Origin of the sequence: Rhodoferax sp., assembly GCF_028688795.1 — a bacterium.
In the GTDB taxonomy this organism is placed as follows: domain Bacteria; phylum Pseudomonadota; class Gammaproteobacteria; order Burkholderiales; family Burkholderiaceae_C; genus Rhodoferax.
Genome location: NZ_JAQTXM010000018.1, coordinates 72201 through 90163, shown reverse-complemented (window position 1 = coordinate 90163; position 17963 = coordinate 72201). Strand labels below are relative to the sequence as shown.

Annotated in this window: 17 protein-coding genes; all 17 read left to right on the top strand. The window is 54.5% G+C overall.

Annotated elements, in window-relative coordinates:
* The first annotated feature begins 25 nt into the window (after window positions 1-25).
* The 17 genes from PHQ58_RS14270 to PHQ58_RS14190 all read left to right on the top strand — a co-directional run bounded on the left by PHQ58_RS14270 (window position 26) and on the right by PHQ58_RS14190 (window position 17954).
* The gene (locus PHQ58_RS14270; RefSeq protein WP_300112013.1) at window positions 26-907 is read left to right on the top strand and encodes an NAD(P)-dependent oxidoreductase; all 882 of its coding nucleotides are present in this window, start codon (window positions 26-28) and stop codon (window positions 905-907) included.
* A complete protein-coding gene (locus PHQ58_RS14265; RefSeq protein ID WP_300112011.1) occupies window positions 904-1923 on the top strand; it encodes a GDP-mannose 4,6-dehydratase in 1020 nt (339 codons plus the stop codon). The genes PHQ58_RS14270 and PHQ58_RS14265 overlap by 4 nt, the downstream gene beginning before the upstream one ends.
* Window positions 1923-3266 (top strand): oligosaccharide flippase family protein, encoded by a 1344-nt coding sequence (locus tag PHQ58_RS14260; RefSeq protein ID WP_300112009.1) that lies wholly within the window; start codon window positions 1923-1925, stop codon window positions 3264-3266. The genes PHQ58_RS14265 and PHQ58_RS14260 overlap by 1 nt, the downstream gene beginning before the upstream one ends.
* A complete protein-coding gene (locus PHQ58_RS14255; protein ID WP_300112007.1) occupies window positions 3266-4228 on the top strand; it encodes a glycosyltransferase family 2 protein in 963 nt (320 codons plus the stop codon). Before PHQ58_RS14260 ends, PHQ58_RS14255 begins: the two co-directional genes overlap by 1 nt.
* A 67-nt stretch (window positions 4229-4295) precedes the next feature.
* Window positions 4296-5111 carry a glycosyltransferase family 2 protein gene (locus PHQ58_RS14250; RefSeq protein ID WP_300112005.1) on the top strand — a complete coding sequence of 272 codons (816 nt, stop codon included), beginning with the start codon at window positions 4296-4298 and terminating at the stop codon, window positions 5109-5111.
* Window positions 5111-5929, top strand: a complete 819-nt coding sequence (locus PHQ58_RS14245; protein WP_300112003.1) for a glycosyltransferase family 2 protein — start codon at window positions 5111-5113, stop codon at window positions 5927-5929. The genes PHQ58_RS14250 and PHQ58_RS14245 overlap by 1 nt, the downstream gene beginning before the upstream one ends.
* Window positions 5917-6693, top strand: coding sequence for a glycosyltransferase (locus tag PHQ58_RS14240; RefSeq protein WP_367187327.1), 777 nt, complete (start codon window positions 5917-5919; stop codon window positions 6691-6693). Before PHQ58_RS14245 ends, PHQ58_RS14240 begins: the two co-directional genes overlap by 13 nt.
* The gene (locus PHQ58_RS14235) at window positions 6690-7637 is read left to right on the top strand and encodes an SDR family oxidoreductase (protein ID WP_300112002.1); all 948 of its coding nucleotides are present in this window, start codon (window positions 6690-6692) and stop codon (window positions 7635-7637) included. Before PHQ58_RS14240 ends, PHQ58_RS14235 begins: the two co-directional genes overlap by 4 nt.
* Window positions 7634-8194 (top strand): sugar transferase, encoded by a 561-nt coding sequence (locus PHQ58_RS14230; RefSeq protein WP_300112000.1) that lies wholly within the window; start codon window positions 7634-7636, stop codon window positions 8192-8194. Before PHQ58_RS14235 ends, PHQ58_RS14230 begins: the two co-directional genes overlap by 4 nt.
* A gap of 56 nt (window positions 8195-8250) precedes the next feature.
* Window positions 8251-8562 (top strand): H-NS histone family protein, encoded by a 312-nt coding sequence (locus tag PHQ58_RS14225; RefSeq protein WP_300111998.1) that lies wholly within the window; start codon window positions 8251-8253, stop codon window positions 8560-8562.
* A 64-nt stretch (window positions 8563-8626) separates the two neighbouring features.
* Window positions 8627-10495 carry a nucleoside-diphosphate sugar epimerase/dehydratase gene (locus PHQ58_RS14220; protein ID WP_300111996.1) on the top strand — a complete coding sequence of 623 codons (1869 nt, stop codon included), beginning with the start codon at window positions 8627-8629 and terminating at the stop codon, window positions 10493-10495.
* 163 nt (window positions 10496-10658) lie between these two features.
* Entirely contained in the window at window positions 10659-11549 is an 891-nt protein-coding gene (gene argB / locus PHQ58_RS14215) for an acetylglutamate kinase (RefSeq protein WP_300111995.1), read from the top strand.
* A gap of 97 nt (window positions 11550-11646) precedes the next feature.
* A complete protein-coding gene (slmA, locus tag PHQ58_RS14210) occupies window positions 11647-12309 on the top strand; it encodes a nucleoid occlusion factor SlmA (RefSeq protein WP_300111993.1) in 663 nt (220 codons plus the stop codon).
* A gap of 105 nt (window positions 12310-12414) precedes the next feature.
* Entirely contained in the window at window positions 12415-13110 is a 696-nt protein-coding gene (locus PHQ58_RS14205) for a TetR/AcrR family transcriptional regulator (protein ID WP_300111991.1), read from the top strand.
* Window positions 13111-13143: 33 nt separating this feature from the next.
* Window positions 13144-14940: an acyl-CoA dehydrogenase C-terminal domain-containing protein gene (locus PHQ58_RS14200; protein WP_300111989.1), complete on the top strand. Its 1797-nt coding sequence runs from the start codon at window positions 13144-13146 to the stop codon at window positions 14938-14940.
* Between the two features lie 196 nt (window positions 14941-15136).
* Complete coding sequence (locus tag PHQ58_RS14195; protein ID WP_300112041.1) at window positions 15137-15511, top strand: DUF2147 domain-containing protein; 375 nt, start codon at window positions 15137-15139, stop codon at window positions 15509-15511.
* 22 nt (window positions 15512-15533) lie between these two features.
* Window positions 15534-17954, top strand: coding sequence for a 3-hydroxyacyl-CoA dehydrogenase/enoyl-CoA hydratase family protein (locus PHQ58_RS14190; protein ID WP_300111988.1), 2421 nt, complete (start codon window positions 15534-15536; stop codon window positions 17952-17954).
* Window positions 17955-17963 lie beyond the last annotated feature (9 nt).

The following is a 17963-nucleotide window of genomic DNA, read 5'->3' as shown; positions in this document are numbered from 1 at the left end:
GCATTTTTAAAGAAGCAACCCTGTCTTGAAAATCCTTCTAACTGGCGCCAGCGGCTTCTTGGGGAGTGCGCTAGCCCGCCATTGGCTCAATGCCGGACACCAAGTAGCCTTGCTGCTACGGCCAACATCAACGCTAGATCGACTGCTCGGTTTAGACGCGTCATTCGATGTTGGCCGCTGCACCACTGATGCCGAAATTGACGGCTATGTCAAAAAAATTCAGCCGGACGCCGTTGTTCACACCGCTTGCGCCTATGGCCGCCAGGGTGAAACCAGTCTCCAAATTTTCGATGCCAATCTGCGTCTTGGACTAGTCATTCTGCAAGCCTTGCAGCACAGCGCACAGCCGGTCAGCTTTATCAACACCGGCAGTGCCTTGGCGCCCGAAGTCAGCTCCTATGCACTGAGCAAACACCAATTTTCGCAGTGGGGGTGCACGTTGGCTTGCCAATCAGGTAATCCATTTAGGTTTGTCAATGTGTTGCTTCAGCACATGTACGGCCCCGGCGACGACGCATCAAAATTCACCACGCACGTACTTCAGGCCTGCCGCCGAAACGACCCCGTGCTGAAACTCACCGCTGGTGAGCAGTCGCGTGACTTTATCTACATCGATGATGTCGTTCGTGCCTATGACACGCTGCTAGCCCAACGTCACCAGTTGGAGTCAGCGGTGAACATTGAAGTCGGCTCCGGCATTGCGCCCACTATTCGACAATTTGTCGAAGCTGCCCACCGTTTGACTGCGTCCCAAACCCAATTGCTTTTTGGCGCATTGCCTTACCGAGCCAACGAAACCATGCATTGCGTGGCCAATATTGACCACATCACCCAACTTGGCTGGCATCCAGCGTTTGATCTGAATGCCGGGCTGAAGAAAACAATAGAACTGGAATTTAATAAATGAAACTACTGATTACCGGTGGCTGCGGATTTCTGGGCAGCAATCTCGCATCAGACGCTTTTGCTCGCGGTGATGAACTGGTCGTGTTTGATAACCTGCACCGCAACGGCTCGCGTGAGAACCTGACCTGGCTGCAATCCCAAGGCAAGTTCACCTTTGAGCATGGTGACATCCGAAACCAAAATGACATTACCCGTGTGATTCAGGCCTTCAAGCCTGACACAGTCTTTCATTTGGCCGGCCAAGTGGCCATGACCACCTCCATTGCCAACCCTCGCATGGATTTTGAGGTCAACGTCATGGGCACGCACAACCTGCTAGAAGCCGTGCGCAACCATGCCCCCGATGCAATCGTGGTGTATTCGTCCACCAATAAAGTCTATGGTGACCTGGAGCAATACACCTACGTTGAAACGGATACCCGTTACCAGTGCATTGAGCAACCCAATGGTTTCAACGAGCAGACCCAGCTCAGCTTCCATTCACCGTATGGCTGCTCCAAAGGCGCGGCCGACCAGTACATGCTGGATTACGCCCGCATCTTCGGCCTCAAGACCGTGGTGTTCCGGCATTCATCCATGTATGGCGGTAGGCAATTTGCGACGTACGACCAGGGTTGGGTAGGGTGGTTTTGTCAGAAAACGGTTGAAGCCAGAACGGGTGTGCTCAAGGAGCCATTCACTATCTCCGGCTCCGGCAAGCAAGTGCGCGACGTGCTACATGCTGACGATATGAAGCGGCTATACATGGCCGCAGTTAACCATATTGACAGCGCCAAAGGCCAGGCTTTCAATGTCGGTGGTGGTATTGAAAACAGTCTGTCGTTGCTGGAACTGTTCGCACTGCTTGAGCAAATAGCAAGCGTGAAGTTGAATTACACGAAGTTGCCGGTGCGCGAAAGCGATCAACGCGTGTTCGTCTCGGACCTGACAAAAGCAACCCAACTGCTCAATTGGCAACCTTTGGTCAGAGCGACAGACGGCGTAGCGCGCATGGTTGAGTGGGTGAGTGCCACGTAATGACTGCGGATGTTTCCAAGGAGCGAAGCCGCAACTATCTGAGCCAAATAAAGGGTGCCGTCGGTTACAAAGCGGTCGCCATGCTGGCATCTTTCCTGGCTATTCCTTTAATGATCCGCTACCTGGGGCAAGAGCAGTTTGGCGTATGGTCAACAATGCTCACCCTCATGTCATGGGTTGTTTTTTTTGACTTGGGCATCGGCAACGGGTTGCGCAACAAGGTTGCTGAAGCCCTGGCAAGAAACGACAAGGTCGAAGCCGCTAATTTCATCGCCTCTGGTTACAGCCTTATTGGCCTGATTGCCGTGGCGCTATGGGTACTGCTGACAGGCATCTCGTTTTTTGTGCCTTGGCAAGCGGTCTTCAATACGCAAGTAATTCAAGAAGCTACCTTGCGGCTGACGGTACAAGTCGCCCTTTTTTTCGTTGTGTTCAACTTCTGGTTAGGCTTGATCAATGCACTTTTGGGGGCCGTGCAAAAAACGGCCATGGCTGCGCTGGGGCAGCTGATCGCCAATGTTCTGGCGTTACTGTTCGTTTTTGTTTTGACCCAAACAACGCAAGCCAGCATAACTTACCTTGCCCTGACCTATGGCATCTCGCTCGTGGCGGCCAATCTCATCCTGAGTTATTGGTTTAATCAACGGTATCGTGAATTGCGACCCAAAGTCTCACTGGACAAAACGCACATTCATCCACTGTTGTCAATCGGGCTGAAATTTTTTACGATCCAGATGGCGGTTCTGGTCATCTTTACGACAGACAAAATGCTGATTACTCAACTCTTTGGCCCGCAGCATGTCGCCCAGTATGAAGTCATCTTCAAGTTGTTTAGCGTGATCACATTTGCTCATGCACTCATTTCTGCACCGCTTTGGTCCGCCTACACCGATGCTTACCACCGTGGTGATATGGGGTGGATTAAGCGGATGCTGCGCAAACAATTGCATATTTTTAGTGGCATCGTGATCGCGGTGTTTGTCATTGGATTATTGGCGCAACCAGTTATTGCCATCTGGATTGGCCCTGAAATGGTCGTTTCGTTGCCTCTGGTCATTACTATAGGTATTTTTGTTCTGGTTTCGGCGTGGAATAACATTTATGCCATGTTTGTAAATGGCATTGGTGATATAAGAATTCAACTTTACACTTCAATTATTGCAATGCTGTTGAATGTTCCTTTGTCCGTACTTTTTGTTAAATATTTCTCACTTGGTTTAAGTGGCATTGTGCTGGCCACGATTGTTAGTCTGTCACTTGCTGCAATAGCTCTTCCGGTTCAGGTAAGCAGCATACTAAATGGTCGAATAATGCGTGGAAATACGAGTGCGAGGCAAACATGATGAATGCGGCAAAAAACCCTCCAAAAGTCAGTATCCTGATTCCTGTTTATAACCGAAAAAATTACATTGCGGAATGCATTCAGTCCGCATTGGATCAAACCTTCTCAGACTTTGAGGTTGTTGTTGTAGATAACGCAAGCGATGACGGTACTTGGGAAATTTGTCAGAATTTTTCAAAAATAGATCAGCGGGTGAGGGTGTTTCGCAATGGATCCAATATCGGACCCGTGCGTAATTGGATTCGATGTGTTCAAGAAGCCAAGGGCGCGTACAGCAAGATTTTATTCAGCGACGATTGCTTGGTGCCAACTTGCTTGAGTGAAATGCTGCCAAAATTGAACGATCCACAGGTTGCGCTTGTGTATTGTGCGGCATATGTTGGGTCGTCAGTTGCTAATGCTGTTATTTTTTATGGAAAAAATGAATCACCAAGATTAAGTCCAGCACAATTTTTCAATCTCATTTTGACTGCGAAGGCCCCGGTTAGTCCTGGTGCCGTATTGCTTCGTACTGATGATTTATTGAAACATCTTCATGTTCAATTCGAAACGGCAACGCCTAGAGAATATGAGAAAAATGGGGCAGGGCCAGACGTGATGATTTTATTATTGACGGCGCATAGTCACGCCTGTGTGGCTTACATTGACACACCACTGGTTTTTTTTCGGATGCATAAAAATTCGTTTTCAATGGCCAATGCAAACAATACGGTGACAGACGGATATCAATCCGTTTTCAGCCTGTTTCTGACAAAAAACTATTCATCGAAAAATTGGCTTCGTTATCTTTCATTCAGTTGGCTTCAAGATATGAAGTTGAGAAAGAAGTGGATACTCCCCGGCGAGCACCTTCGTAAATATGAAGGCACAGGATCTTTTTATGAAATGGTTGGATTAATGAGTTATGCAGTTGCACATGTAGTGGATAAGTTTGTAAAGGGCAGGCTGGATATCATTAAATGAATTGTGTTGTTATGGGTTTCCATGAATAAAATATTATCTAAATTTATAAGATATGCTATTTAGTGTTGTGATCGCCGTCTACAACGGGAAAAGTACCTTGCAGCAATGTTTGACTAGTGTCTTTGACCAGACCTATGAAGATATTGAGTTGATTGTTATCGATGGTGGCTCCAAAGATGGCACGGTCGATTTAATTCAAACCAATAGCCAGCGGATCACTTACTGGATTTCCGAGCCGGATAGTGGCATTTACAACGCATGGAACAAGGCTTTGGTGCAGGCGAAAGGTGACTGGATTTTTTTTCTGGGGGCTGATGATTATTTGTGGGATATGCGGGTGCTTGAGCGTATGGCTGAGCAGTTGAGGTTGGTTTCCTCTGATATTCGCGTGGCCTATGGGCAGATCATGCTACTCAATAATATTGGTGCAGAGCTTTATGCTGTGGGAGATCCATGGGCAACTGTGAAAAATAAATTCAAACAGACGATGTGTGTCCCGCATCCAGCGGCGATGCATAAGCGTAGTCTATTTGTGGAGCACGGAAATTTTGATGAGTCGTTCCGTATTGCAGGAGATTACGAGTTGCTATTGCGTGAACTCAAGACAAAAGATGCTTTCTTTATTGAGGGCCTTGTTGTAACGGCGATGCGACAAGGCGGCGTTAGTACTGATCCGGCAAACACCCTTTTGGGCTTGCGAGAAGTTAGGTTAGCTCAAATAAAAAATGGATTGGGATTGCCTGGTTGGAGGTGGCGAGCGGCGGTTTTGCGCACGTACATTCGGTTGCTGTTGTGGCAATTTTTGGGTGAAAAACAGGCAAGAAGGCTTCTTGATATGGGGCGGCAGTGCATGGGTTTACCTGCCTATTGGACGAAAACCTGATGGGCGTCACTTTGTTGGCAGCTGTCTCGGTCGTCATCCCCTGCTATCGATGCTCTCGCACCATTGAGCGAGCCTTGGCTTCCGTGGCGGCTCAAACACTTCGCCCAGCAGAGGTCATTCTGGTGGACGATGCAAGTGGTGATGACACCCGTGAGGCCATGAAGAAACTCAGCCAGCAATTTGATCCTGGTTGGGTCAAGCTGGTTTTTTTGGACAAAAACATGGGGGCTGGCAGCGCCCGCAATGCAGGGTGGGACGTCGCGAGTCAACCCTATGTGGCCTTTCTGGATGCGGATGATGCCTGGCATTTTCGCAAGATTGAAATCCAGTACGCCTACATGGCCGCGCATCCAGACGTTGTTTTGTGTGGGCATGGGTTTCGCCTGTTAAAACAGGGCGTGCTGCCGTATTGGGATGTTGGTCAAGGAGATGCACAGACCGTGAGCAAATGGGGAATGCTGATGTCCAACCGATTTGTTACCCCTTCTGTAATGATCAAGCGAGACATTCGCCATCGATTCATTGAGCGACAGCGCTACATGGAAGACCACATGCTTTGGCTGCGCGTGGTGTGTTCTGGCGACCGTGTGGTCAAACTGCCTGCGGCCTTGGCTGCAATTTACAAAGACCCATTTGGAGTCACCGGCTTGAGTTCGCGGGTTTGGTTGATGGAGCGTAGCGATTTGGGGAACTACCGCCGCCTGTACAGAGATGGCTGCATCAGCGGTTTTCAGCTTGCTGTATTGGTGGCCTATTCCTTGTTGAAATACGCACGGCGCTTGGTGATTTATGTGGGCTATCTGCGATGGAAAAAATAACAAACTCACCCACGGGGCTCTTGTCAATATCTGTCGTCAGCCATGGGCAAATGGCATTGGTGACTTTGTTGATGGCCGATATCCAAAAACATTGTGGTGATCTGGATATTGAATTGATCCTGACGCTGAATATTCAGGAGCAATTGGAATTTCGCGAGTCAGACTATTTTTATCCCATTAAGGTCGTTAGAAATCAGACCCCAAAGGGTTTTGGCGCCAACCATAACCAAGCCTTTAAACATGCTTCTGGTCAGTACTTTTGTGTCATCAATCCTGACATCCGGTTTGAATCTGAACCCTTTTCAGCATTATTGGTGTATTTGAGAAATCCCGTTGTTGGTGTTGTTGCACCTTTGGTTTTGGGGCCAGATGGTGGCATTGAAAACAGTGTGCGGCGTTTTCCGACGCCATTGACGATTCTTTTCAAGGTGGTCGGAGCAAATCAAAAATCAGACTATTCATTGATCACCCGGGATTTTGAGCCAGATTGGGTTGGGGGTATGTTCATGCTGTTTTCCCATCAGGTGTTTGATGAAGTACATGGGTTTGATGAGCGCTATTTCTTGTATTACGAAGACGTGGATTTGTGTGGCAGATTGCGTTTGGCTGGCTACCAGGTTGCCGTGTGTTCAGACAGCCAGGTGATTCACCATGCCCAGCGCAGCAGCCATCGCAGCTTGAAGTTTCTGCGTTGGCACATTGCCAGCATGTTGCGCTTCTTTTTGTCGCCGGTTTACCGACAACTCAACAGGCAGCAGCCATGACGATACTGGTGACAGGCGCCAGTGGCTTGGTGGGCGGGCGGCTGTGTCAGCGCTTGATGCGCGATGGCTCAAGCGTGCGCGCTGCCGTTCGATCATCCGGTTCGGTTGCCAGTAGGTTGCAGCAAGTGATTGTTGGATCGGTTGACGGCGCCACCCAATGGCAGCATGCCGTGTCAGGTGCTCATCTGGTGGTTCATCTTGCGGCCCGCGTTCACGTCATGCATGACACGGCAATTGACCCGGTGGCTGCGTTCCGTGCGGTCAATGTGGATGGCACGCTGGCTCTGGCTCGTCAGGCTGCAGCCGCTGGGGTGACGCGCTTTGTGTTCATCAGTTCGGTCAAGGTCAATGGCGAGCTCACGTTACCCGGATGTGCTTTTACCGAAGCCGATGCCCCCAACCCGCAAGACGCTTATGGCCTGAGTAAGCGCGAGGCCGAGCAGGGATTGCATCAGATTGCTTCAGACACCGGCATGGAGGTGGTCATCATTCGTCCGCCGTTGGTCTACGGCCCGGGCGTCAAGGCCAACTTTGCTGCGCTCATGCGCGCCGTGCAGCGCGGTTGGCCCTTGCCGCTCGGCGCGGTTCACAACCGACGTAGCCTGGTGGCGCTGGACAACTTGGTGGATTTCATCGTGGTTTGCGTGACCCACCCTCAAGCCGCCAATCAGACCTTTTTGGTGAGCGACGGGCAAGACCTGTCCACTACCCAGCTGGTGCGTGGTATGGCGCAGGCGGCAGACGTGCCCGCACGTTTGCTACAAGTCCCCGTATGGGTTTTGCAAGCAGGGGCAGCGCTGTTGGGCAAGGGCGATGCAGTGCAACGGCTGTGTGGCAACTTGCAGATAGATATTTCGAAGGCCCGCCAAATGCTCGGTTGGGTTCCACCTATTTCAATTGCAGAAGGTTTGCGCAGAGTTGTGCAAGATATCAATCCGTCATGAAACGAGCTTTTGATTTGTCGCTGGCGCTCTTTGCCAGTTTGATTTTTCTGCTTCCAATCTTGGTTGTGGCACTAGCGGTTCGGTTGACTTCAATTGGCCCAATTCTGTATTGGTCAGACCGAGTGGGTCGCAACAACCAAATATTCAAAATGCCCAAGTTCCGCAGCATGCAGATCGGAACGCCCGCAGTGGCAACGCACTTATTAAAAGACCCGGGTGCTTACCTGACGCCAATCGGTTCATTTTTACGGAAAAGCAGTCTGGACGAGCTGCCGCAGTTGTGGAGCATTTTGGTGGGGGATATGAGTTTTGTCGGACCGCGCCCAGCCTTGTTCAATCAGCACGACTTGATTGAATTGCGCACAAAATCGGGTGTGCATGGTTTGTTGCCGGGTTTAACTGGTTGGGCACAAATCAATGGTCGGGATGAGTTACCTATCCCTGAAAAGGTGGCTTTGGATGTTGAGTACTTGCATCGACAATCCCTTTTGTTTGATACAAAAATTATTCTATTGACGGCATGGAAGGTACTTAAACGAGATAATGTGACCCACTAAAAGAGTCACGCTAACGTGCCGACAGGATTTATAACTTCTCATATCTAGGCAACACCATGAATAATTTAATCGACATTCAAAACCAAATCGCCATCCTGCAAAAGCAGGCCGAAGAAATCAAGGCCCAGGAATTTAACAAGACCGTGGACGAGATCAAGGCAAAAATGGCCGCCTTTGGCATCACCGTGGCTGACCTCGAAGGTGGCAAAAGCCGCCCACGCAAAGCCAGCGCCACCAAATCAGTCAACCCCGCACCCGCCAAATACCGCGGCCCCAATGGTGAAACCTGGAGTGGTCGTGGCTTGATGCCGCGCTGGCTGGCCGCGCTGGTGGCCCAGGGTCAAAGCAAAGAAAGCTTTGCCATTTAAAGGGTCACGTAAAATCACCACCAGAAAAGCGCCTTTTAAAGGCGCTTTAAGTTTTTAGGGGGTTATGTTGCAAAGCAGGGTTCTGGAGTGGCCGCGCGCGGTCAAGCGGCTGGTGGTGGTGGCCCTCGACATTGTTCTGGCCTTGCTCGCCACCTGGGTGGCCTACACGCTCCGGCTTGACACGCCCAATTGGCCTAGCGGCGAGCAGTGGTGGGTTTACCTGCTGGCGCCTCTTCTTTCAATCCCCATCTTTGTGCGTTTTGGCCTCTACCGGGCTATTTTTCGGTACACCGGCCAAGCGGCGCTGCAAGCGACGGGCATGGCGGTGCTGCTGTATGGCTGCTTGCTGACGGCAATTTTGTTGTGGAATCATTGGCCAGGGGTGCCGCGCAGCCTGGGTGTGTTACAGCCCCTGATTTTTTTGTTTTTGGTCGGTGCCAGTCGGGCCGTGGCGCGTTTCTGGTTGGCTGGACTTGGCCACGGGCAGGTCAAAGCCGAAGGTCGCTTGCTGATTTACGGTGCAGGTACTGCTGGCGTGCAAACCGCGGCAGCGTTGCGCTTGTCGCAGCAATACGTGCTGCTGGGTTTTGTTGATGATGACGCCTCCAAGGTGGGCCGCAGCCTCAATGGCGTGCCGGTTTATTCACCGGCTGAAGTACCGCAAGTGGTGGACCGCCAGGGCATCACCGACATTTTGCTGGCCCTGCCCAGCGCCACTCGTGACCGCCGCAACGCTATTTTAGACAGCTTGCGGCCCTTGCCCATCCACATTCGCACCTTGCCGGGTTTGTCAGACCTGGCCAGTGGCCGCGTCACGGTGCAGGATTTTCGCGAGCTTGACGTGGAAGATTTGCTGGGCCGCGACCCGGTGCCGCCAGATGCTGCGCTGCTTGCCCGCGACCTGGCCGGGCAAGTGGTGCTGGTCACTGGCGCGGGGGGCAGCATTGGTGGGGAGTTGACGCGCCAGATCATTTTGCAGCGGCCGCGCCAGTTGCTGCTGCTTGATCACAATGAATTTGGCTTGTACAGCATTCACCAGGAGTTGCGGGCCATTTGCGCCAGCAAACACCTCGGCGTTGAATTGATTCCGCTGCTGGGCAGTGTGGCCAATCCGGAACGCCTGGCAGCCATTTGTGCGGCCTACCGTCCGGTCACGGTCTACCACGCCGCGGCCTACAAGCATGTGCCCATGGTTGAAGACAACCCCGGCGAAGGCATCTTGAATAACGTCTTTGGCACGCTGAACATGGCGCAGGCAGCTCAGATGAGTGGTGTCAAGCGCTTTGTGCTGATCTCAACAGACAAAGCCGTGCGCCCCACCAACGTGATGGGCGCCAGCAAACGCATGGCCGAACTGGTGCTGCAGGCCTTGGCGGAGGACTCTGCCACCTGCTTCACCATGGTCCGTTTTGGCAATGTGCTGGACTCCAGTGGCAGTGTGGTGCCGCTGTTTCGCCGCCAGTTGGCTGAAGGCGGGCCATTGACTGTGACGCACCTTGACGTCACCCGTTATTTCATGACCATCCCCGAGGCCGCGCAGTTGGTGCTGCAAGCTGGCGCCATGGCGGTGGGCGGTGATGTGTTTGTGCTCGACATGGGCCAGCCCGTGAAGATCATGGACTTGGCGCAGCGCATGGTGCAGCTCAGCGGCCTGACGGTGCGTGACAGTGCTCACCCGAAAGGCGACATCGAGATCATGGTCACCGGCTTGCGCCCAGGTGAAAAGCTGTATGAAGAATTGCTGATTGGTGACAACCCCGAGCCCACGGCGCACGCGCGCATCATGAAAGCGCATGAAGCTGCCCTGACCTGGCATGACTTGCAGCCGCATTTGCAAGCTTTGCGCGCTGGTGCGCAGCAGGCAGATGTGGCGGCCATCAAGGCGGTGCTTCACACTTGTGTGCACGGCTACCACGCGTCAGCCGAGCAATAGCCGGGCGGCATCGCAAAGCCGTTGTGGGGCGGCTGTCGCGGCGGCTTGAGTCGGCGCCACAGCGAACTGCAATTGGCAACGCACGGCCCGGCATGATTTTTGGCCCACCCGGTGTTCTTCGCAGAAAATACCAGTTTCAAGACCATTCAAGCAGAGCCCCAACATGACCGACGTTTCCCATATTTCACCGCGCGACAAGGCCGAAATTCTGGCCCAAGCGCTGCCCTACATCCGCAAATTCCATGGCAAAACCATGGTCATCAAATACGGGGGCAATGCCATGACAGACCCCGCCCTGCAGGCTGATTTCGCCGAAGACGTGGTGTTGTTGAAGCTGGTTGGCATCAACCCGGTGGTGGTGCATGGTGGCGGCCCGCAGATCGAGGCGGCCTTGAAGCGCCTGGGTAAAAAAGGTGAATTCATCCAGGGCATGCGCGTGACGGACGCCGAAACCATGGAAATTGTGGAATGGGTGCTGGGCGGCGAGGTGCAGCAAGACATTGTGGGTCTGATCAACCAGGCGGGTGGCAAAGCCGTGGGCCTGACCGGGCGTGATGGTGGCCTGATCCGCGCGCAAAAGCTCAAGATGCTTGACAACCTTGACCCCACCAAAGAGCATGATGTGGGCCAGGTTGGCGACGTGATCAGCATCGACCCCAGTGTGGTCAAGGCGCTGCAAGACGATGCCTTCATCCCGGTCATCAGTCCGATTGGTTTTGGTGAAAACAACGAGAGTTACAACATCAACGCCGACGTGGTGGCGGCCAAGCTGGCCACGGTGCTCAAAGCTGAAAAGCTCATGATGCTGACCAACATCAGTGGCGTGCTCGACAAGGAAGGCAAGCTGTTGACCGACCTGACAGCCCGGCGCATCGACGAGTTATTTGCCGATGGCACCATCTCTGGCGGCATGCTGCCCAAGATTGCCGGTGCGCTGGATGCCGCCAAGAGCGGGGTCAACTCGGTGCACATCATTGACGGGCGCGTACCGCATGTGTTGTTGCTTGAGATTTTGACCGATCAAGCCTTTGGTACGATGATTCGCTCACACTAAAGTTGCTATATTAAATATAGCTGCTTGCGCTTTATATAAAGGGGCTAGAAGCCTATTTGTTATAAATGTTTAAACCCCGACACTTGACCGTATGACCATGTCTGATTCAGAAGCCGAGCAAGTGATCAACATCGAAAACGCATCGGCTGCCGCCCCGCGCACCCGCCCAAAACCGGGCGAGCGGCGGGCGCAAATCTTGCAAACTTTGGCCAGCATGTTGGAGCAGCCGGGTGGCGAACGTGTCACCACGGCTGCGCTGGCGGCGCAGTTGCAGGTGAGCGAGGCTGCCCTTTACCGGCATTTCGCCAGCAAAGCGCAAATGTTTGAGGGGCTGATTGACTTCATCGAGCAGTCGGTGTTCACCTTGATCAACCAGATTGAGGCCCAAGCCACAGAAATCGGTCCACGACGGGCCGTGCAAATTGTCACCATGCTCATCAAGTTTGCCGAGAAAAACCCCGGTATGACACGCGTCATGGTGGGGGATGCCTTGCTGCTGGAGCACGAGCGCTTGCAGCAGCGCATGAACCTGTTTTTTGACAAGATTGAAGCGGCGCTCAAGCAATGTCTGCGCAGTGATGTCTGCGCCAATGACAGCACCACACCCACGCTCGATGCCCAGGTGCGTGCGTCTGTGCTGGTGGCGTTTGCCCGCGGCCGCCTGCAGCGGTATGCGCGTTCTGGCTTCAAACGCCTGCCGAGTGAGCAGTTGGCGGCCTGCTTGGCCTTGATGAGTCAAGCGACACATGATTTGGCCTAGGGGTTAACCCGCAAAACCCCTAGAAAGCTCCCCCTAGAACGTTGCGCAGGGGTGCATAGGGCTTGGAAATGCTGCAAAATAGAACGATCGTTCTTTTTGTGCACCATGACCATTTCACATTCCACCGCCAAGACCAGTCGTGCCATTAGCAGCACCAGCAGCCGCTCCAGTGGCGCGCGGGCGCTGCAAAAAGGCCAGCAAACCAAACAGCTCATCGTGGACGCTGCCCTTGGCCTGGCTGAGCAGATCGGCCTGGAAGGCTTGAGCATTGGTGTGCTGGCTGAGATCACCCGCATGAGCAAATCGGGCGTGTTTGCCCACTTTGGCTCACGGGAAGAATTGCAGATGTCGGTCATTCGTGAGTACTACAAGCGCTTTTCTGAAGAGGTGTTTTATCCGGCCATGGACGCGCCGCGCGGGTTGCCGCGGGTGCGCGCGCTGTTTGCCAACTGGATGAAACGCGTGGCCATTGAAATCCAGTCCGGCTGCATTTTCATCAGTGGCGCGGTCGAGTTTGACGACCGTGACGGCCCGGTGCGCGATGCCCTGGCGACCTCGGTGCAAGCCTGGTTGGGTGCCATGCACCGCGCCGTGGTGCAGGCCAAGGAAGAAGGCCATTTGGTGAGTGATGCTGACGAAGCGCAAATGGCCTTCGAGATCCACGGCCTGATCCTGGCGCTGCATTACGAAGCCCGTTTTTTGAAAAATCCCGGCGCCATCGCCCGCGCGAACACCGGGTTTGAGAACATTTTGCTGCGCTACGGCAAGTCCGCTGTGCGCTCCTTTGCCAAATCTGTCTGATTCGATTTAATTAAATAACAAGGAGATCTCACCATGGCCACCTATACCCCCCCGTTGCGCGACATGCAGTTTGTGATGCACGAGTTGCTCAACGTCACGGCCGATCTGCAAGCCATGCCGATGCATGCCGAGATGGATGCTGACACCATCAATGCGGTGCTGGAAGAAGGCGGCAAGTTTGCCGCTGACGTGTTGCTGCCCCTGAACATCAGCGGTGACGCAGAGGGCTGCGCGCTTGACATCACCACCCACGCCGTCACCACGCCCTCTGGTTACAAAGAGGCCTACAAGCAGTACATTGATGGCGGCTGGGCAGCACTTGCCTGTGACACCGAGTTTGGCGGCCAGGGCTTGCCGCTGGTGGTCAACCAATGTTTTTACGAGATGATGAACTCGGCCAACCAGGCCTGGACCATGTACCCCGGCCTGACGCACGGCGCCTACGCTGCCCTGCACACCCACGGCACGCCCGAGCAAAAGGCCACTTATTTGCACAAGATGACCAGCGGTGAATGGACCGGCACCATGTGCCTGACCGAGCCGCATTGCGGTACCGATCTGGGCTTGATGCGCACCAAGGCCGAGCCGCAAGGTGATGGCACCTACAAGATCACCGGCAACAAGATTTTCATCAGCGCGGGCGAGCACGATCTGGCTGACAACATCATTCACTTGGTGTTGGCCCGCCTGCCTGACGCGCCTCCCGGTATCAAGGGCGTGAGCCTGTTCATCGTGCCCAAATTCATGGTCAATGCCAATGGTTCGGTGGGTGCGCGCAACGGCATTTACTGTGGCGGACTGGAGCACAAGATGGGCATCAAGTCCAACGCCACGGCGCAGATCGTGCTTGAAGATGCTGTAGGCACCCTGGTGGGCCAGCCCAACAAGGGCATGCAGGGCATGTTTGTGATGATGAATGCGGCGCGTCTGGGTGTGGGAAACCAGTCGCTGGGACTGACCGAAGTCGCGTTCCAAAACGCGTTGGCCTACGCCAAAGACCGCATCCAGATGCGCTCACTTACTGGCCCCAAGGCGCCAGACAAGGCAGCTGACCCGATCATCGTGCACCCCGATGTGCGCAAGATGCTGCTCACCGCCAAAGCCTATGCTGAAGGCGGCCGCGCCTTGCTGTGTTTTAGCGCCATGCTGCTGGAAAAAGAACACAACCACCCGGACGACAAAGTGCGCAAAGAGTCGGGCGAACTGCTGGCCATGCTGACGCCCATCTGCAAAGCCTTCTTGACCGACAACGGCCACATTTCCACCAATGCCTGCATGCAAGTGTTTGGCGGCCACGGTTTCATCAAGGAATGGGGCATGGAGCAGTTTGTGCGCGACAACCGCATCAACATGATCTATGAGGGCACCAACACCATCCAGAGCCTGGACTTGCTAGGGCGCAAGATTTTGGGCAACAACGGCGCCACTTTAAAGAAATTTGGCAAGCTGATAGGCGCCCTGGTGGCTGAAGAAGGTGTGAACGAAAAGATGGCTGAGTTCATCACCCCGATTGCCATTCTGGGTGAGCAAATGACCAAGTTCACCACCGAACTTGGCTTCAAGGGCTTCCAGAACCCCGATGAGGTGGGCGCTGCTGCGGTGGACTACCTGCGTGTGGCGGGTCACCTGGTGTTTGGTTACTTGTGGGCGCGCATGGCGCAAGTGGCGCTGCGCCAAATTGCGGCCGGCAACACGGACCCGTTTTATGTGGCCAAGCTGCAAACCGCGCGCTTCTACTTTGCCAAGTTGTTCCCCGAAACTGCGACAGCCATGCGCACCGCCCGCGCCGGCAGCAAAGTGTTGATGGACACCGATGCAGCGCTGGCCTAACGGTCGTTGTCATTTTTTAAGACTTTTGGGCTCTAGCCCCTATAAATAGGGCATAAGTAGCTATTTTAAATATAGTGTTTTTAATGAGTCGAATTTTTAACAAGCAAGAGGAGACAAGATGAACCTAGCACTCAAAACCCTTCGTACCTGTGTTGGCGTGTTGGCCACATTGGCCTTTGGCGTCGCGCAAGCCCAGATGACCCCAGTGGGCAACTGGCACAGCTTTGATGAGAAGACGGGTGAACTCAAAAGCTTGATCGTGATCACGGACACCGGTGGTGTTCTGAACGGCCGTATCGACAAGCTGCTGCGCAGGGAGGCTGACCAAAAAGGGGTGTGCAAGGAGTGCACCGACGACCGCAAGGACAAACCCATGCTGGGGCTTGAGATCATTCGCGGCGCCAAGCAGGCGGACGGTAAGGAAGTGTGGGAGGGAGGCAAGATTCTGGACCCCGAAAACGGCAAGGAATACGCCCTGCGCATGACGCCAATTGAAGGCGGCAAAAAACTCGAAGTGCGCGGCTCGATCCTGTTCATCGGCCGCACCCAAACCTGGGCGCGTGCGCAGTAATTGATCTAATTAGGAAAAAAACATGTCTCGTTTTAATGTCAAAAAAGTCGCCGTGCTGGGCGCTGGTGTCATGGGCGCACAAATAGCCGCGCACCTGGTCAATTGCAAAGTCCCTGTGATTCTGTTTGATTTGCCGGCCAAGGAAGGGCCGAAAAACGGCATCGTGACCCGAGCCATTGACGGGCTCAAAAAGCTCAAGCCATCGCCATTGGGCGTGGTCGAAGACGCCGGGCTGATTCAGGCTGCCAACTACGAAGAGCACATGGAACAGCTCCTGGGCTGCGACCTGATCATCGAAGCCATTGCCGAGCGCATGGACTGGAAGCTGGACCTGTACAAAAAGATCGCCCCGTTCATCGCACCGCACGCCATCGTGGCCTCCAACACGTCAGGCCTGTCAATTACCAAACTGAGTGAAGTGTTGCCTGAAGAATTGAAGCCGCGCTTCTGCGGCATCCACTTCTTCAACCCGCCGCGCTACATGCTGCTGGTGGAGTTGATCAACACCCCCACCACCGAGCCACACATCCTGGATAACCTGGAAGCCTTTGTCACCAGCAACCTGGGCAAAGGCGTGGTGCGCGCCAAAGATACGCCCAACTTCATCGCCAATCGGGTCGGCATTGCCGGCATGCTGGCCACCATGAAAGAGGTGGAAAACTTCGGCCTCACTTATGACGTGGTCGATGACCTCACTGGCAAGAAACTTGGCCGCGCCAGCTCGGGCACCTTCCGAACTGCCGACGTGGTGGGCCTGGACACCATGGCCCACGTCATCAAGACCTTGCAAGACACGCTGAGTGGTGACGCCGCTGCTGGTGAGGGCAAGTTTGACCCGTTTTACGGCAGCTTTGCTACGCCAGAGGTGCTGAAGACCCTGCTTGAAATGGGCAACCTGGGTCAAAAGGCCAAGGCCGGTTTCTTCAAGAAGGTCGGACGCGACATCATGCGTTTCGACCTGGCCACCAAAGCCTATGTGCCGGGTGGTGAAAAGGCCGATGAGGTCTACACCCGCATGCTGAAAAAGCCTGCAAGTGAACGCCTGCAACTGCTGCGCAATGCCGAAGGCGCCCAGGGCCAGTTCTTGTGGGCGATTTTGCGCAACGCCTTCCATTACGCCGCCGTGCATTTGGGCACGATTGCCGACAACGTCCGCGATGTCGACTTTTGCATGCGTTGGGGCTTTGGCATGAAGCAAGGCCCGTTTGAGCTCTGGCAAGAAGCCGGTTGGCTGACCGTAGCCAACATGGTCAAGGAAGACATTGACGCCGGCAAAGCGTTGTGCAGCGCACCGCTGCCCGACTGGGTGTTCAACGGCCCGGTGGCCGAGGCCGGTGGTGTGCATACGCCGCAAGGGTCGTGGAATCCGACAGAGGGCAAATTTGTGCCGGTGCGCAGCCTACCGGTGTATGCGCGTCAGCACTTCCCTGAGAGCGTGCTGGGCGCAGCGGCACCGTCAGCTGCCACGGCTGGTACCACCTTGTTTGAAGACGATGCCATTCGTTTGTGGACACTGGATGACACCGTGGTCATTGCCAGCATCAAGACCAAGATGCACGCGATTGGCCCGGACGTGATCGAGGGCCTGTTGCAAGGCCTGGCGCTCGCCGAAGAAAAGTTCAAAGGCATGGTCATCTGGAGCAATGACGAGGTGTTCTCGGCCGGGGCCGACCTACAAGCCATGCTGCCCGCCTTCATGATGGGCGGTGTCAAAGCCATTGAAGCGGCTGAGTTCGAGATGCAGCAAGCCATGCTGAAACTGCGTTACGCCAATGTGCCGGTGGTGTCCGCCGTGCGCGGTCTCGCGCTGGGTGGCGGCTGCGAGTTGGCCGCTTACACCGCCCGCCGCGTGGCGGCGATGGAAAGCTACATTGGCTTGGTCGAGGTCGGTGTCGGCCTGGTACCCGGTGGCGGCGGCCTGGCCTACATTGCGCGGCGTGCGGCTGAAAATGCAGCCAGCTCCACCGGCAAAGACCTGCTGCCCTTCCTCACCGAAGGTTTCACAGCGGCTGCCATGGCCAAAGTGGGCACCAGCGCGCTCGAATCCCGCAAGCTGGGTTACCTGCTGGACAGCGATGTGATCGTGCCGCACAAAGACGAGCTGCTGTTTGTGGCCATCAACGAGGCCCGTGCCATGTTTGATTCAGGCTACCGTGCGCCGCTCAAGCGCCTTTTCCCGGTGGCGGGCCGTAGCGGTTTGGCCACCATCAAGGGCTCTTTGGTCAACATGCGCGACGGCGGCTTTGTCAGCGCCTACGACTTTGAAATTGCCAGCCAGATCGCCTGGGTGGTGTGTGGTGGTGATGTCGATGCCGGCAGCCTGGTCGACGAGGACTATCTGATGACGCTGGAGCGCCAGGCCTTTGGCAAGTTGCTGGGCAACCCCAAAACGCAAGAACGCATCATGGGCATGATGTCCACTGGAAAACCAGTGCGCAACTAACAACTGATC

Bases quoted from the DNA above. Each gene is read 5' to 3' on its own strand.
- PHQ58_RS14265 (WP_300112011.1), top strand. From the start codon at position 904: ATGAAACTACTGATTACCGGTGGCTGCGGATTTCTGGGCAGCAATCTC.
- PHQ58_RS14260 (WP_300112009.1), top strand. From the start codon at position 1,923: ATGACTGCGGATGTTTCCAAGGAGCGAAGCCGCAACTATCTGAGCCAA.
- PHQ58_RS14255 (WP_300112007.1), top strand. From the start codon at position 3,266: ATGAATGCGGCAAAAAACCCTCCAAAAGTCAGTATCCTGATTCCTGTT.
- PHQ58_RS14245 (WP_300112003.1), top strand. From the start codon at position 5,111: ATGGGCGTCACTTTGTTGGCAGCTGTCTCGGTCGTCATCCCCTGCTAT.
- PHQ58_RS14240 (WP_367187327.1), top strand. From the start codon at position 5,917: ATGGAAAAAATAACAAACTCACCCACGGGGCTCTTGTCAATATCTGTC.
- PHQ58_RS14235 (WP_300112002.1), top strand. From the start codon at position 6,690: ATGACGATACTGGTGACAGGCGCCAGTGGCTTGGTGGGCGGGCGGCTG.
- PHQ58_RS14230 (WP_300112000.1), top strand. From the start codon at position 7,634: ATGAAACGAGCTTTTGATTTGTCGCTGGCGCTCTTTGCCAGTTTGATT.
- PHQ58_RS14225 (WP_300111998.1), top strand. From the start codon at position 8,251: ATGAATAATTTAATCGACATTCAAAACCAAATCGCCATCCTGCAAAAG.
- PHQ58_RS14220 (WP_300111996.1), top strand. From the start codon at position 8,627: ATGTTGCAAAGCAGGGTTCTGGAGTGGCCGCGCGCGGTCAAGCGGCTG.
- argB (WP_300111995.1), top strand. From the start codon at position 10,659: ATGACCGACGTTTCCCATATTTCACCGCGCGACAAGGCCGAAATTCTG.
- slmA (WP_300111993.1), top strand. From the start codon at position 11,647: ATGTCTGATTCAGAAGCCGAGCAAGTGATCAACATCGAAAACGCATCG.
- PHQ58_RS14205 (WP_300111991.1), top strand. From the start codon at position 12,415: ATGACCATTTCACATTCCACCGCCAAGACCAGTCGTGCCATTAGCAGC.
- PHQ58_RS14200 (WP_300111989.1), top strand. From the start codon at position 13,144: ATGGCCACCTATACCCCCCCGTTGCGCGACATGCAGTTTGTGATGCAC.
- PHQ58_RS14195 (WP_300112041.1), top strand. From the start codon at position 15,137: ATGACCCCAGTGGGCAACTGGCACAGCTTTGATGAGAAGACGGGTGAA.
- PHQ58_RS14190 (WP_300111988.1), top strand. From the start codon at position 15,534: ATGTCTCGTTTTAATGTCAAAAAAGTCGCCGTGCTGGGCGCTGGTGTC.